The sequence below is a fragment of the Nocardioides cavernae genome, from assembly GCF_016907475.1.
Classification (GTDB): domain Bacteria; phylum Actinomycetota; class Actinomycetes; order Propionibacteriales; family Nocardioidaceae; genus Nocardioides; species Nocardioides cavernae.
In genome coordinates this window covers 1,595,174-1,608,151 of record NZ_JAFBCA010000001.1, presented here as the reverse complement: position 1 = coordinate 1,608,151, position 12,978 = coordinate 1,595,174, and the positions used below count along the sequence as shown (strand labels likewise).

At 72.1% G+C, this 12,978-nt stretch carries 13 protein-coding genes; 9 read left to right on the top strand and 4 right to left on the bottom strand.

What is annotated here, in order from left to right:
* Positions 1 to 51: 51 nt before the first annotated feature.
* Positions 52 to 1,548 (top strand): DUF4082 domain-containing protein, encoded by a 1,497-nt coding sequence (locus JOD65_RS07435; RefSeq protein ID WP_191193034.1) that lies wholly within the window; start codon positions 52 to 54, stop codon positions 1,546 to 1,548.
* A gap of 18 nt (positions 1,549 to 1,566) precedes the next feature.
* Here the strand turns inward: JOD65_RS07435 and JOD65_RS07430 are convergent, their stop codons facing one another.
* Together JOD65_RS07430 and JOD65_RS07425 are read right to left on the bottom strand one after the other, a co-directional pair.
* On the bottom strand, positions 1,567 to 2,256 hold the full coding sequence (locus JOD65_RS07430; RefSeq protein ID WP_191193035.1) for a methyltransferase type 11: 690 nt from the start codon (positions 2,254 to 2,256) through the stop codon (positions 1,567 to 1,569).
* 29 nt (positions 2,257 to 2,285) lie between these two features.
* Positions 2,286 to 3,155, bottom strand: a complete 870-nt coding sequence (locus JOD65_RS07425) for a hypothetical protein (protein WP_204811012.1) — start codon at positions 3,153 to 3,155, stop codon at positions 2,286 to 2,288.
* A 120-nt stretch (positions 3,156 to 3,275) separates the two neighbouring features.
* Between JOD65_RS07425 and JOD65_RS07420 the strand changes: the two genes are divergently transcribed.
* Entirely contained in the window at positions 3,276 to 3,935 is a 660-nt protein-coding gene (locus tag JOD65_RS07420; RefSeq protein ID WP_191193036.1) for a polysaccharide deacetylase family protein, read from the top strand.
* 107 nt (positions 3,936 to 4,042) lie between these two features.
* On the opposite strand, the gene JOD65_RS07415 is transcribed toward JOD65_RS07420, so the two are convergent.
* A complete protein-coding gene (locus tag JOD65_RS07415; RefSeq protein ID WP_204811010.1) occupies positions 4,043 to 5,053 on the bottom strand; it encodes a hypothetical protein in 1,011 nt (336 codons plus the stop codon).
* A gap of 134 nt (positions 5,054 to 5,187) precedes the next feature.
* Here JOD65_RS07415 and JOD65_RS07410 point away from each other — a divergent pair, with 134 nt between their 5' ends.
* A complete protein-coding gene (locus tag JOD65_RS07410; RefSeq protein WP_191193038.1) occupies positions 5,188 to 6,309 on the top strand; it encodes a hypothetical protein in 1,122 nt (373 codons plus the stop codon).
* A gap of 20 nt (positions 6,310 to 6,329) precedes the next feature.
* Here the strand turns inward: JOD65_RS07410 and acpS are convergent, their stop codons facing one another.
* The gene (gene acpS, locus JOD65_RS07405; protein ID WP_191193039.1) at positions 6,330 to 6,740 is read right to left on the bottom strand and encodes a holo-ACP synthase; all 411 of its coding nucleotides are present in this window, start codon (positions 6,738 to 6,740) and stop codon (positions 6,330 to 6,332) included.
* A gap of 204 nt (positions 6,741 to 6,944) precedes the next feature.
* Between acpS and JOD65_RS07400 the strand changes: the two genes are divergently transcribed.
* From JOD65_RS07400 to JOD65_RS07375, 6 genes are read left to right on the top strand one after another with little or no spacing between them, the layout of a single operon-like run.
* On the top strand, positions 6,945 to 7,214 hold the full coding sequence (locus JOD65_RS07400) for an acyl carrier protein (RefSeq protein ID WP_191193040.1): 270 nt from the start codon (positions 6,945 to 6,947) through the stop codon (positions 7,212 to 7,214).
* A 24-nt stretch (positions 7,215 to 7,238) separates the two neighbouring features.
* Positions 7,239 to 8,150 (top strand): serine O-acetyltransferase, encoded by a 912-nt coding sequence (locus tag JOD65_RS23670; protein WP_275579243.1) that lies wholly within the window; start codon positions 7,239 to 7,241, stop codon positions 8,148 to 8,150.
* On the top strand, positions 8,150 to 10,141 hold the full coding sequence (gene asnB / locus JOD65_RS07390) for an asparagine synthase (glutamine-hydrolyzing) (protein WP_191193041.1): 1,992 nt from the start codon (positions 8,150 to 8,152) through the stop codon (positions 10,139 to 10,141). Before JOD65_RS23670 ends, asnB begins: the two co-directional genes overlap by 1 nt.
* A complete protein-coding gene (gene nadE, locus JOD65_RS07385) occupies positions 10,138 to 11,148 on the top strand; it encodes an NAD(+) synthase (protein WP_191193042.1) in 1,011 nt (336 codons plus the stop codon). The genes asnB and nadE overlap by 4 nt, the downstream gene beginning before the upstream one ends.
* 37 nt (positions 11,149 to 11,185) lie before the next feature.
* Positions 11,186 to 11,899 carry a hypothetical protein gene (locus JOD65_RS07380; protein ID WP_191193043.1) on the top strand — a complete coding sequence of 238 codons (714 nt, stop codon included), beginning with the start codon at positions 11,186 to 11,188 and terminating at the stop codon, positions 11,897 to 11,899.
* Positions 11,896 to 12,891: a glycosyltransferase gene (locus tag JOD65_RS07375; protein ID WP_191193044.1), complete on the top strand. Its 996-nt coding sequence runs from the start codon at positions 11,896 to 11,898 to the stop codon at positions 12,889 to 12,891. The genes JOD65_RS07380 and JOD65_RS07375 overlap by 4 nt, the downstream gene beginning before the upstream one ends.
* Positions 12,892 to 12,978 lie beyond the last annotated feature (87 nt).

Below are 12,978 nucleotides of genomic sequence, written 5' to 3'. Positions count from 1 at the left end.
CCCCCCTTCGCGCGGTCTCGTCCCCTGCCCCCGTGCCATCGAGGTTCTTTCATGTCGTCCCCCGTGCGCCCCACCGCACCGGCCGCTCCGTCCGGCCATGTCCTGTCCCGAGGCCGTCGTCGTCTCGTGCCCGTCTTCGTCCTGGCCGCCGTCCTCGGCGCCCTCGCGCTCGTCGAGCAGCCGACCCTGTCCGCCCACGGCGAGTCAACGCGTCAGGCGAAGGCCTCCGAGGTCGGGCTGCTGACCCGCAAGACCCCTGACGCAGAGGTCCGCACCGGCCCCGAGCGCGAGGTCGGGATGCGGTTCAAGGCCAAGGTCGCCGGTACGGCGGTGGGCGTGCGCTACTACAAGCCGCGCAAGTCGAAGGCCTCCACCCCCGCGTCCGCCACCCTCTGGTCGAAGAGCGGCAAGGTCCTGGCCCGGACGAAGCTGGGCCCGGTCAAGGGCAAGGGCTGGAAGAAGGTCGGCTTCGACTCCGGCGTGAAGCTCGCCGCCGGCAAGGGCTACGTCGTCTCGGTGCACACCGGGGCCAAGGGGATCCACGCCGCCACGCCGGGCGGGTGGAGCAAGGCCAAGAGCAACGCCCAGCTGCGCGCCCCGGGTGACAGCAACGGCGTGACGCGGCCCGGCAGCAAGGCGCGGTTCCCGAGCCACGAGGCCCGGGGCGACGCCAACTACTGGGTCGACGTGAGGTTCGTCCCGGCGGACGCCGGGACCACCCCGGCCCCGACCCCGACCGCGACGCCCACCACGCCGCCGCCCGGCGGGTGGCCCGGTCCCGACAACACCGGCGTACCGGCAGGCACGACGCTCGCTCCCTACACCGGTCCGTGCACGATCACCTCGGCCCGCACCATCTCGGGCGCGGACGTCCTCTCCAAGTGCAGCGACGCGCTGGTGATCCAGACCACGGGCGTCGTCATCGAGAAGTCCCTGGTCCCGGGCGTGTGGTCGATCTACGGCGACGGCGACAGCTCGGTGAGCATCACCGACTCGGACGTGCGTGCCGGCTCGGTCTCCACCGCAGGGATCTGGGGCTACAACATCACCGCGCGACGCGTCGACGTGACCGGCGGTCAGCACAGCTTCCAGTGCAACAACAACTGCGAGGTCACCGACTCATGGCTGCACGACCAGTACAACCCCGACGGTGGCAGCTTCCACAACAACGCGTTCATCTCCAACGGCGGTCACACGATGGTGATCCGCCACAACACGCTGCACTGCACGGCGATCCTCAACAGCAACGACGGAGGCTGCAGCGGCGACCTGTCGCTGTTCGGGGACTTCGACCCGATCGACGACGTCACCATCGACAACAACTACCTGAGGGCCAACAACTCCTCGATCTCGTACTGCCTCTACGGCGGCGCATCGAGCTCGAAGCCCTACGAGGCGTCGAACGTCAGGGTCACCAACAACGTGTTCGAGCGCGGCGCCAACCGCAAGTGTGGCGTCTACGGACCGGTGACGTCGTTCGACCGCAACGCCGCGGGCAACCAGTGGTCCGGCAACGTCTGGGACAGCGGTGAGGCCGTCAACCCGTAGGCAGGATCCGGATCGGGCCTAGCGGGCTCCTCCGCCCACCGCCACGAGCGACTTGGTCAGACCGGCCACGCGCTCGTGGTGGATGGCGGAGCCCGGGAAGTACGCCTTCAGCTCGGCGATCCCGACGAGCTCGGTCCACTGCACCTCGGACATGGCGGCCTCGGGCGTCTCCGGACGGCTGTGGGCCAACGGCCAGCGGGCAGCCAGTCGCGCGCGGGCGGCCATCGGCATGAACTGCAGCCCGGGGAACAGCCAGTGCGGCTCGAGCGGGAAGTAGCGGTAGGGCGTCTGCACCCAGTGGCGCGGCGCGAGCGCGTGGACCTCACGGGCGAGCGCCGCCCGCTGGGCGTGCCCGCCGACGTGCTCGAGCAACGAGTTGGAGACCACGAGGTCGTACGACGTCTGGGCGCCGGCCGCCGCCAACGCCTCGCGGGCGCGGCAGGCGTCGCCGGTCACCGGGAGCAGGGACGGGTCCGCGGAGTCGCCGGGCTCGAACAGGTTCAGGACGGTCACGTCCTTGGGGCTGACGGGTGCCCGCCGCCACCACTCCACCGTGCCGCCGAGGTCCAGGACGGACATCGTCGCCAGGTCGGGGAAGGCCTGCTCCAGCAGCTCCCAGCGGCGGGCCCGCATGCGCGCTCCCGCCGATCCGGGTGCGTCCACCAGGGTGTGCCGCAGCCGTCCTGCGACACCGCCGTTCGCCGCCATGAAAGGTCCCTTCGTCGTCGGCGTGCCGCTCACCACGGCACGCACGTCAGCTCGCTGTACAGGTAGTCGACCGAGCGCGGCTCGAGGGCGGCGCTGCGGAACATCCGCGGCCGCGGCGCGGCCTGGGTCCGGGACAGCCGCGGCGGCCGGCCCGCCACGCGTCGCTCGGCGAGGGTGACGAGCGCGTGGTGGCGCAGCAGCAGGTGGCGGTAGGGCGCGTGCCCGGCCCGGGCCAGGACGGCGGGGTCGGACACGTGGACCAGAGAGGCGAAGAGCGGCAGGCCCTTGCGCCGGTCGCGACGGGCGATGACGTAGCAGGAGTCCTGGCCGACCCGCACCACGAAGTGCAGGGCGGCCGCTGCACCACGGTGGTCGCGGTAGACCTGCAGGTCGGTCCCGGTCAGCGCCGCGTCGATCTCCTCGGGCGTGGTGAGCACCCGGACGCCCCGGCGCGACGGCAGCGGGAGGTTGGGGACCAGTGCCGTGGCGGTGTCGAGCCTCGTGAAGCCGAGGCGCTCGTTGATGCCGACCACGTTGCCGCTGGGCGAGAGGTCGACGAAGTCGTAGTCACGCTGGCGCAGCATCGCCCGTGCGAGGCGTACGCCGTGCGCGCGGTGCTCCTCGAGCACGCACCAGGCAGCGAGGTTGCACCGCCGGCGCAGCTCGCCGTCCACCAGGCGTTCGGAGTAGAAGGCGAGGTAGACCCCGACCACGTCGTCGCCCTGGCGCAGCAGGAAGCCATGGTTGGGAGCGTCCACGCTCCACGGCGGCACGGCGCACCGCGCCCACTCGGCGGCACTCAACCTCGCATTGAGGTGGCGGTGCAGGAACGCGGCGACCGCACCGATGTCGTCGTCGGTGATCGGTGCCAGGTCCACCCCCACGGACTCCCCTGACATACGCCCACCGTAGGAAGGCTGGTCGGCGCCGGACGGGCGCTCCGAGCCACATACCCATATTTTGTGAGCCTCTGCCGGACGGCCGAGGTCGCGGAACGGGCCGCCCCTACGGTTCGACCCATGCGCGTGGTGAATGTCTGCTTCCATGGCATCGGCGCGCCGCAGCGCCGACGCGAGCCCGGCGAGGACTCCTACTGGATCAGCCGGGACGTCTTCCTCGGCGTGCTCGACACGGTCGTCGGGCGGACCGACGTGCGCCTCAGCTTCGACGACGGCAACTCCTCGGACGTGGAGATCGCGCTGCCGGCACTCCGCGAGCGCGGCCTGCTCGCGAGCTTCTTCGTCGTCGCCGGGCGCCTGGACCGTCCGGGCAGCCTCAGCCGCGACGACGTACGCGAGCTGCACGACGCCGGCATGACGATCGGCAACCACGGCATGTCGCACCGGCCCTGGCGCGGGCTCGACCCGGCCCGCCGCCGGGAGGAGTTCGTCACCGCGCGCACCGTGCTGCAGGACGTTACCGGCAGCCGGGTCCAGGACGCCGCGCTGCCGCTCGGCCGTTACGACCGTGCCGTCCTGCACGAGCTGCGACCGCTCGGCTACCGCACCGTGCAGACCAGCGACCGCCGCTGGGCCCACACCGACCGCTGGCTCCAGCCCCGCTTCAGCATCCGCTGCGGCGACACCGTCGACTCCGTGGAGCGCGACGTCCTCCGCCGGCCCCCGGTCACCTCACGCGCCCGCGGCGCGCTCGTCGGCACGGTCAAGCGCCTGCGCTGACCCCTGCTCGCGCGCTGCGTGGTCGGCCCGACGTTCCGGGGAAACCGTCGGGTCGGCCCCGGGCCCCGCCGAGGACCCGACCGTTCCCCACGCCCGAAGCGCGTCCGTCACTCAGGCACGAGCTCGGTCCCGTCGTCCCAGGTGTTGTCCCGCCACTCGTTCCCCGAGGCCGCCGGGTCGAAGGACGTGATCGGCCCGTAGACGCCGCACATCCCGTTGGCACCGCGCTCGAAGACGTTGCCGGCGAAGACGACGTCGGTGGCGTCGGGGTAGGGCTTGCCCGGAGCGTGTCCACCGTAGGCGCAGTAGGAGACCGACGAGTCGTTGGCCTTGAGGAGGTTGCCCTCGACCAGCACGTCGCTGATCGGCTCGAAGTCGCCGAACAGCGAGAGGTCGGCGGTGCAGCCACCGCCCGTCGGGTTGAGCTCGGCGGTGCAGTGGAGCGTGTTGTGCCGCAGGACCATGTCGGTGCCGCCGTTGGAGATGAAGGCGTTGTTGTGCGCCGCTTCTCCCGGTGGGTTGAACTGGTCGTGCAGCCACGAGTCCTCGACCACGCACCTGGTGCCGCAGTGCACACTGTGCTGTCCACCGGTGACGTCGGTCCGGAGCACCGTGAGGTTGCTGCCCCAAACCGCGCCGCCGATCCACTTTCCTGCAACGACCTCGGAGTCGACCACCTCGACCGAGTACGTCGGGTCGTCCTGGGTGGCGGTGGACTCGACGCGCGGGACCCGTGAGGACTCGATCCGCACGCCCGCCGCCTGCACCACGATCGCCGGACAGACACCGGTCGCGTCCACCGCCGAGATCATGACCGTCTCGGTGATGGTGCAGGGCCCCGCGTAGGGAGCGAGCTCGGTGCCGGGCGGAACGCCGGCGCTGTCGGCGTCCGGGTAGGGGTCGGGCGTGGGCGAGCCGGACCCGGCGGACGGCGCATCGCTGGCGGCGGAGTCCTGGGGGCTGGCGGCAGTGGGCTCGTCGTCGAGCATCCGGACCGCCAGGAGCGCGATGCCGGCCACGAGCAGGATCACCGCAGCAGCCAGCGCCGCGCGCGACCAGGTGCGTGACATCCGCCCCTCCCCCGTGGTCTCCCCCGCGACGTCCATCGCGACCTCCATCATCGTTCCGACCGGGGAGGGCTCGCGTACCCCAACCGGGGGATGTCGCGGCGCACGCTCCGGAGGGCGCCGGCGGCCCGTGGTCGACTCGCGCCGTGGGGATGACGATCGCATGTGTGTACAACGACGCTGCCGTGAGACGGCACTGCCTCGACCGCTCGATCGAGGCGTACGACGGTCCGGTGGAGGTGGAGTACCTGCCGGTGGACAACACCGAGCACGCCCACACCTCGGCCGGCGCGGCGCTCAACCACGCCGTGCGGCAGGCCAGCCACGACGTCGTGGTGCTGGTGCACCAGGACGTCTACCTGCACGACCTGGACCGGCTGGCCGCCTGCGCGGCAGCGCTGGAGGACGAGCGCTGGGGCATCCTCGGCGCCAACGGGTTCACCGCCGACCGCGCGTCCGTGGGCCGGCTGCGGGACCGCGTCATCCTGATCGGGGACTCGGCGCCCGACCCGGTGCCCGTCGACACGCTCGACGAAGTGCTGCTCATCGCCCGCCGCGACGACCTGCTCCGCGAACCGCTCAGCGAGGAGCCGGAGCTGGCGTGGCACGCCTACGCCGTGGAGTACTCGCTGCGGGTGCGGGCCGCGGGCCGGCTCGCCGGAGCCGTGGACACGGCGATCACCCACAACAGCATGTCCACGAACCTGGCGCGCCTCGACGAGGCGCACCGCCACGTCGGTGACCTGTACCCGGCGCTCGTCCCGATCCACACGACGTGCGGCACGGTGGACCCCGGCGCCCGGGACTGGGGCCGGCTGCCGCTCATCCGCGACCACGGCTGGCGACGTCGCTGGCTGCAGCAGTCCCGGATCGCGGCCCGCGTGCGCTCGGAGATCGGCGTCCAGGTCGTGCTCGCCGACATCGCGCACGAGGTGGACCTCCTCGGCTACTCCCGTGAGCAACCACTCCACCTGCTCAACGCCGACCGCCGCGGGGGCTTCGCCGCCGAGGCCGGTGCGTCCGTCGTCCTCGAGCGCGACGGCCGTCCAGTCGTGATGTCCGCCGTCGCGCCGCGACACGTGCGCGAGGCGCTGAGGTCACTCGGCCGGGCCGAGCACGTCCTGGTCACAGGGCTGGCGGTGTCCGACCTCGCCGACCTCGGTCCAGAGGTCAGTGGCCGCGACTGGCTCGCAGGCGTGCAGTGGGACGAGGTCTGGCTGGTGCGCGGGCAGGTCGCGCGGCAACGGCCGGCCGAATGGTCCCGGCGGTCGGCCGTCCCGCTCGGAGCGAGCCTGCCCCGCAGCTGAGACGCCGCGCCGGCGGGCGGTCAGCCCGCGGCGGCGTCCGCGACCGCCACTGCGACGGCGTACTCGTCGCAGTGGGACAGCGACACGTGGATCGACCCGGCTCCCCGTCTCGCGGCGAGCACGCGGACGTCTCCGCCGAGGCGCACGCTGGGCGCGCCATCGGCGTCGCGGCCGATCTCGATCGAGCGCCAGGCCAGGGGGGCGTCGCCGGCGGGGCGCAACGCCTTCAGGACCGCTTCCTTGGCCGCCATCCGGGCCGCGAGGTGCAGCTCCGGACGTGCCCGCGAGGTGCAGTAGTCGATCTCGTCGTCGGTGAACCAGCGCCGCAGGAACCGGTCGCCGGCGCTCCGGTAGAGCGCGGCGATGCGGGCCACCGACACGATGTCGGTGCCCGTGCCGACCGTGCCCCCCACCTGGGTGCTGCCGCCCATGTCACGACTCCTCGGTCCGGCCGTCCCCCGCGGCGGCCACGGCTCCGACACTAGGCACGTCACCCGGGCGGGCGAGGCGTCGCCACCACCCTCACCACTATTGGGGAGTGTGCCCGCCACTCGCCTCCGCCCCTCCCCGCCCCTGCTCCACTGGGTGACGGGCCGACTGGGGTGGAGGCCCGGACACTGCCAGGGGAGGCGAACGTGCACGACCAGATCAGGAACGAGCTCCGAGAGTTCATCGGCGACAACTACCTCTTCGGCGACCACGACAGGTTGCCCGACGACGAGGCGTCCCTGCTCGAGGAGGGCATCGTGGACTCCACGGGCGTCCTCGAGCTGATCGAGTTCCTCGAGGACCACTTCGGGATCGTCGTCGGCGAGTCCGAGACGGTCTTCGAGAACCTCGGGAGCGTGGGCGGCCTCACGAGGTTCGTCGCGTCCAAGACCCTCGCCGAACAGACCGTGGGCTGAGGCCTACAGCTTCGGAGAGCACTCATGGGGGAAGTCCACGACCGGGTCGACGAGGACCCGGACGTCCGTCCGTTCCGCACGGACGTCGACAAGTACTACACGATCGTTTCGGAGGGCCGCCGCGGCCCGTCGCAGCGTCTGCGGCTGTGGATGTGGAACGCCGACTTCCGGGTGGTCGCGAGCTACCGCTTCGACCGTGCCACCCGGCAGTACCACGCCGAGCACCGGATCAAGGGTCTGCCGGCGCGGGTCTTCGCCGCTTTCTGGCACCGGCGGGTGATGAACATCCACCACGCCGACATCGACCCCCGTGCGCAGATCGGCCCCGGCCTGCTCCTGATGCACCACACCGGCGTGTTCATCGGGCCGGCGGTCATCGGTGACAACTGCGTGCTGCACCACAACGTGACGATCGGTCAGCGGGTCGCCTCGGGCAACCAGGGTGTCCCCCGTCTGGGCAACGACGTGTGGATCGGTCCCGGCGCGACGATCACCGGCGACGTGACGATCGGCGACGGGGCCACGATCTCCGCCGGCAGCGTCGTCTCGCGCGACGTACCCGCACGGGCGCTGGTCGCCGGCAACCCGGGTCGCGTCATCGCCTCCGACTACGACAACTCCGCGATGCTCAACTACCGCGTACGCCGGGCGCCGGCCCCGACGGCCGCAGCTCCCGAGCCGGAGCCCGCGCCCGCGCCCGCGGCGGAGCAGGCTCAGGCCCAGGGGCCAGATCCCGCTCACGTGGACCGTGCGCTGGCCGAGTACGCGCGCCTGCGCGACCCGTCCGGGGACCGGCACCTCGAGGCGGTGAAGGCGGCGATCTTCCTGGAGGACGTCTTCCACGTCGTGCTCCGCGAGGAGCAGATCGACCCCGACCTCCTCGGCACCGCCGAGGGCATGCGCGCGGTGCTCGCCCGGGCCGGCGGGTCGGCCTGATGTGCGGCATCTGCGGCGTCGTCGCCCTCGACGGCCCACCGCCGGACCGGGAGCTCGTGACCCGGATGATCGGGCGGCTGCGCCACCGAGGTCCGGACGGAAGCGGCCTCTACCGCGACGAGCACGCCGCGCTCGGGCACACGCGGCTGGCGATCATCGACACCGAGGGCGGTGCGCAGCCGCTGTGCAACGAGGACGAGACCCTGTGGATCTCGTTCAACGGCGAGATCTTCAACTACGTCGAGCTGGGTGAGGAGCTGCGCCGCTGCGGCCACCGCTTCCGCACCGCGAGCGACACCGAGGTCGTCGTGCACGCCTGGGAGGAGTGGGGCGAGCAGTGCTTCACCCGCTTCAACGGGCAGTGGGCCCTGGCCCTGTGGGACTCGCGCGAGCACCGGCTCGTGCTCTCGCGCGACCGCCTCGGCGTGCGCCCGCTCTTCTTCACCCGTGACCGGCAGAGGATCGCCTTCGCCTCCGAGGTCAAGGCGCTGATGGCCGATCCGGCCCTGCCGCGTGCCTTCGACCCCATCGGGCTCGACGAGGTGCTGACCTACTGGTCGACGGTGGCCCCCCGCACGGTGTTCGCCGGCATCGAGCAGCTCGAGCCCGGCCACGTCGCGGTGCTGGACCGCGACGGCTTCCGGCGCCACCCCTACTGGAGCATCGACTTCCCCGACCGGGACGCCGAGCCGGGGCAGGACATCGAGGCCAATGCCGCCGAGCTGCGCGAGCGCCTCGTCGAGGCGGCACGGCTCCGCTTCGTGCGCAGCGACGTACCCGTCGGCGCCTACCTCTCCGGAGGCATCGACTCCTCGATCACGGCCGCGGTGATCGCGAGGTACACCGAGGCGCCGCTGCACACCTTCTCGTTGAGGTTCACCGACGCGGAGTACGACGAAGGGGTCCACCAGCAGAAGATGGTGGCCGAGCTCGGCGCCCAGCACGAGGAGATCACCGTCTCCCCCGCCGACGTCGCCGACGTCTTCCCCGACGTGGTGCGGCACACCGAGACTCCCGTGCTTCGCACCGCGCCCGCGCCGCTGTTCCTGCTGTCGCGGCTGGTGCGGGACAACGGCTACAAGGTCGTGGTGACGGGTGAGGGCGCCGACGAGGTGCTCGGTGGCTACGACATCTTCCGGGAGGGCCGGGTGCGCGCCTTCTGGGCCCGCGACCCCGGCTCGGCCACCCGCGACCGCGCGGTCGAGCTGCTCTACCCGTGGATGGCGCGCAGTCCCGGCACCGCCCCGGCCTTCGCGCGCAGCTTCTTCGGCCAGGACCTCGACGCCGACGACCCCGCCATCTCCCATCGTCCGCGGTGGGCCTCCACCAGTGCGGTCAAGGCGCTGCTGACCCCCGACCTCCGGGCCGAGCTCGACCGCGGCCCCGACGTGGTGTCGCGGATGCCGGCCGGCAGCGACGGCTGGGACCCGCTCTCACGCGCCCAGTGGTTGGAGATGACCACGCTCCTGCCGGGCTACATCCTGTCCAGCCAGGGCGACCGGATGCTGATGGCCAACTCGGTGGAGGGACGCTTCCCGTTCCTCGACAAGGAGGTCGTCGAGCTCGCCAACCGGCTCCCGGCGCGCCACAAGCTGTGCGGGCTCGACGAGAAGCACCTGCTCAAGATCGCCTTCGAGGACCTCGTCCCCGAGCAGATCCGCCGCAGGCCCAAGCAGCCCTACCGCTCCCCCGACACCGCCAGCTTCTTCAGCGGCCCGCCGCCGGAGTGGCTGACCGAGGTCACCTCGCCCGCGGCCCTCGCCGCGGCGGGGGTCTTCGCCCCGCGGCCGGTTGCCGGCCTGATCGCCAAGGCCGCCCGCACCGGCGGCGTACGGGCGGGGAACACCGACAACATGCGCCTGCTCGCGGTCGTCTCGACCCAGCTGCTCCACCAGCAGCTCGTCGTCGACGCGGGGTCGGCGAGCGACGACGCACCACCCGAGCCGATGACCGTCATCGACCGGGTCCAGCACGTGAGGAGCAGCGCATGACCACCGTCCGGAGCGACAGCCAGATCGACAGCCAGGGCGACACCGACGTGCTCGCGATCGACGTCGAGGCGGAGGTCGCACGGATCAGCGCCTCGCTGCGCGGCTACCTCACCCGCGCCCGCCGCAAGGGGGCGATCGTCGCCCTGTCCGGTGGCATCGACTCCAGCGTGGTCGCCGCACTGTGCGTCGCCGCGATCGGCAAGGACCGGGTCTTCGGCCTGCACATGCCCGAGCGGGACTCCTCCGAGGACACGCTCGCATTCAGCACGCTCGTCTCCGACTCGCTCGGCATCGACTCGGTCGTGGAGGACATCACCCCCGTGCTCGAGGCGGTCCGCTGCTACGAACGCCGCGACGACGCGATCCGGATGGTGTGCCCCGACTACGGTCCTGACCACAAGTCCAAGATCGTGCTGCCGAGCGTCGTGGAGTCCGAGAGCCTGCGCCTCTACTCCGTGGTCGTGCAGGCGCCCGACGGCACCACGACCCGCCACCGGCTGACGACCGAGTCCTACCTCGGCATCGTGGCGGCGACGAACTTCAAGCAGCGGGCCCGCCGGATGACGGAGTACTACCACGCCGACCGGCTCAACTACGTCGTCACCGGCACGCCCAACCGCCTGGAGTACGACCAGGGCTTCTTCGTGAAGCTCGGCGACGGGGCGGCCGACGTGAAGCCGATCGCCCACCTCTACAAGACCCAGGTCTACGCGCTCGCGGACTTCCTCGGCGTCCCCGAGCAGGTCCGGACGCGGCCGTCGACCACCGACACCTACTCGCTGCCGCAGTCGCAGGAGGAGTTCTACTTCTCCCTGCCGTGGAACCTGATGGACCTCTGCCTGCACGGCAAGAACACGGGCCGCCCGATCGAGCAGGTCGCCGAGTCCACCGGCCTCACGACCGCCCAGGTCGAGCGCGTCTACGGCGACATCGACCAGAAGCGCAAGACGACCGCGTACCTGCACCTGCCGCCGCAGCTGGTCGAGCCCGTGCAGGAGATCGGATGATCCACCCGATGGACGACCGCACCACCAGCCGGGCGACATGACCGCACGCGACTTCCTCGCTGCCGCCCTGCGACGCTGGTACGTCGTGGTGCTCGGCGCCGTGCTCACGGTCGGGGCATTCGCGGTGGTGCAGCGCCAGGCGCCGGTGTTCTTCACGCAGTACAACATCGTGCTCGTCGGGCCTCAGGGGGTGCGGAACGGGAACCTGCTGGACAATCCGCTGTACGGACTGCAGCCAATGGCCGGTGTGGTGGCCAACGACATCAACGCCGGTCACGGCCCCCTCCTGACGGGTGACGTCGTCGCCACGATCGTCGGGATGGGGCAGCGTGACGGGGTCCAGGTGCGGGTGCCCAACCTCGGCACGCAGTGGCGGCCGGCCTTCCCCGCACACCACCTCGACGTGCAGGTGGCCGGTCCCGACGCGCAGACGGTGCAGGACGCTGCCCGCGAGACGGTGCAGCTGGTGGAGCAGGTGCTGGCCGAACGTCAGGACGAGAGAGCGGTGCACCCGCGGCTCCGGGTCCACGCGGTCCCCTCCTCGGCGGACCCGGTCGTCTACCCCATGGCGGGCAGCAGGTCCCGCGCGCTCGGCGCGACCGGCCTCACGGGCATCGCGCTCACCGCGGTCGTGGTGTTCTGGCTGGAGCGCTGGCGCCCGCGCCGCCGCCCCGCTGGCGCCACGGCGGCTGCGCCCGCGAGGCGGCCCCTGGTGCGTCGGCGTGCCCGGTCGGCGGAGGCGATGGCATGAGCACCCCCACGAGCACCCCGGAGAACCCGGTGACGATCGCGGTGGTGACCTTCAACAGCGCCGACGTGCTTCCCGGCCTGGTGGAGTCACTGCCCGAGGGCGCCGGTGACGTGCCCTGGCGCCTCGTCGTGGTGGACAACGACTCGACGGACGACACCGTCGCGGTGGTGCAGCGCCTGTGCCCCGAGGCCACGGTCGTGCAGACGGGACGCAACGCCGGCTACGCGGCAGGCGTCAACGCCGCTGTCGCCGTCGCCCCGGACTCACCGGCGGTGCTCGTCCTCAACCCCGACGTGCGCCTCCAGCCGGGTTGCCTGCCCACGCTGGTGGCGGCGCTCGACCTGCCCGGCATCGGGATCGTGGTGCCGCGGCTCACCGACGGCGACGGGGCGCTCATCCACTCGATGCGCCGGCGGCCGACGCTGCTGCGGGCCTTCGCCGACGCCTTCGTCGGCGCCACCCTCGCCGGCCGGTGGCCGCTCACGGGCGAGGTGGTGAGTGATCCGGAGCGCTACACGAGTGACGCGTCGCCCGACTGGGCCGAGGGGTCCACGCAGCTGGTCAGCCGCGCCTGCCTGGACGCATGCGGGCCCTGGGACGAGTCCTACTTCCTCTACTCCGAGGAGACCGAGTTCCACCTCCGGTCCGGGACACACGGCTTCGGCGTGCGCTACGTGGCCGGCGCTGGCGCCGTCCACCTCGAGGGCGACTCCGGCACGTCGCCACGGTTGTGGGCGCTCCTCACCGCCAACCGCCTGCGGCTCTTCTCGCGGCTGGCGTCCCGGCCGCGGACGGCGCTCTACTGGCTTGCGCTGGTCCTGCGCGAGTCGAGCCGCGCCGCCCGGGGCGACGCGATCGCCCGGGCCGCCGTACGGGTGCTCGTCCGACCCGGCCTGCTGCGCGCCCCTCGCGGTCCCGCGTGGCTCGACCTCGCTACCCCAAATCCGGTACTCCGCCCCGGAGCGGTCCGCGCCGAGGCCGCGCGTCCGTAGCGTGGTCCGTGGGACGACGAGTGGGTATTCGTCGCCCCGCAGCCGGTCGCCGGGGGGCGGCTCCGGCCACAGAACGAGGGGGCACTG

What these genes read in the sequence shown, in the direction of transcription:
- JOD65_RS07435 (WP_191193034.1), top strand. Translation starts at nt 52, where the DNA reads ATGTCGTCCCCCGTGCGCCCCACCGCACCGGCCGCTCCGTCCGGCCAT.
- JOD65_RS07430 (WP_191193035.1), bottom strand. Translation starts at nt 2,256, where the DNA reads ATGGCGGCGAACGGCGGTGTCGCAGGACGGCTGCGGCACACCCTGGTG.
- JOD65_RS07425 (WP_204811012.1), bottom strand. Translation starts at nt 3,155, where the DNA reads ATGTCAGGGGAGTCCGTGGGGGTGGACCTGGCACCGATCACCGACGAC.
- acpS (WP_191193039.1), bottom strand. Translation starts at nt 6,740, where the DNA reads ATGGGCGGCAGCACCCAGGTGGGGGGCACGGTCGGCACGGGCACCGAC.
- JOD65_RS07375 (WP_191193044.1), top strand. Translation starts at nt 11,896, where the DNA reads ATGAGCACCCCCACGAGCACCCCGGAGAACCCGGTGACGATCGCGGTG.
- asnB (WP_191193041.1), top strand. Translation starts at nt 8,150, where the DNA reads ATGTGCGGCATCTGCGGCGTCGTCGCCCTCGACGGCCCACCGCCGGAC.
- JOD65_RS07415 (WP_204811010.1), bottom strand. Translation starts at nt 5,053, where the DNA reads ATGGAGGTCGCGATGGACGTCGCGGGGGAGACCACGGGGGAGGGGCGG.
- JOD65_RS23670 (WP_275579243.1), top strand. Translation starts at nt 7,239, where the DNA reads ATGGGGGAAGTCCACGACCGGGTCGACGAGGACCCGGACGTCCGTCCG.
- nadE (WP_191193042.1), top strand. Translation starts at nt 10,138, where the DNA reads ATGACCACCGTCCGGAGCGACAGCCAGATCGACAGCCAGGGCGACACC.
- JOD65_RS07420 (WP_191193036.1), top strand. Translation starts at nt 3,276, where the DNA reads ATGCGCGTGGTGAATGTCTGCTTCCATGGCATCGGCGCGCCGCAGCGC.
- JOD65_RS07380 (WP_191193043.1), top strand. Translation starts at nt 11,186, where the DNA reads ATGACCGCACGCGACTTCCTCGCTGCCGCCCTGCGACGCTGGTACGTC.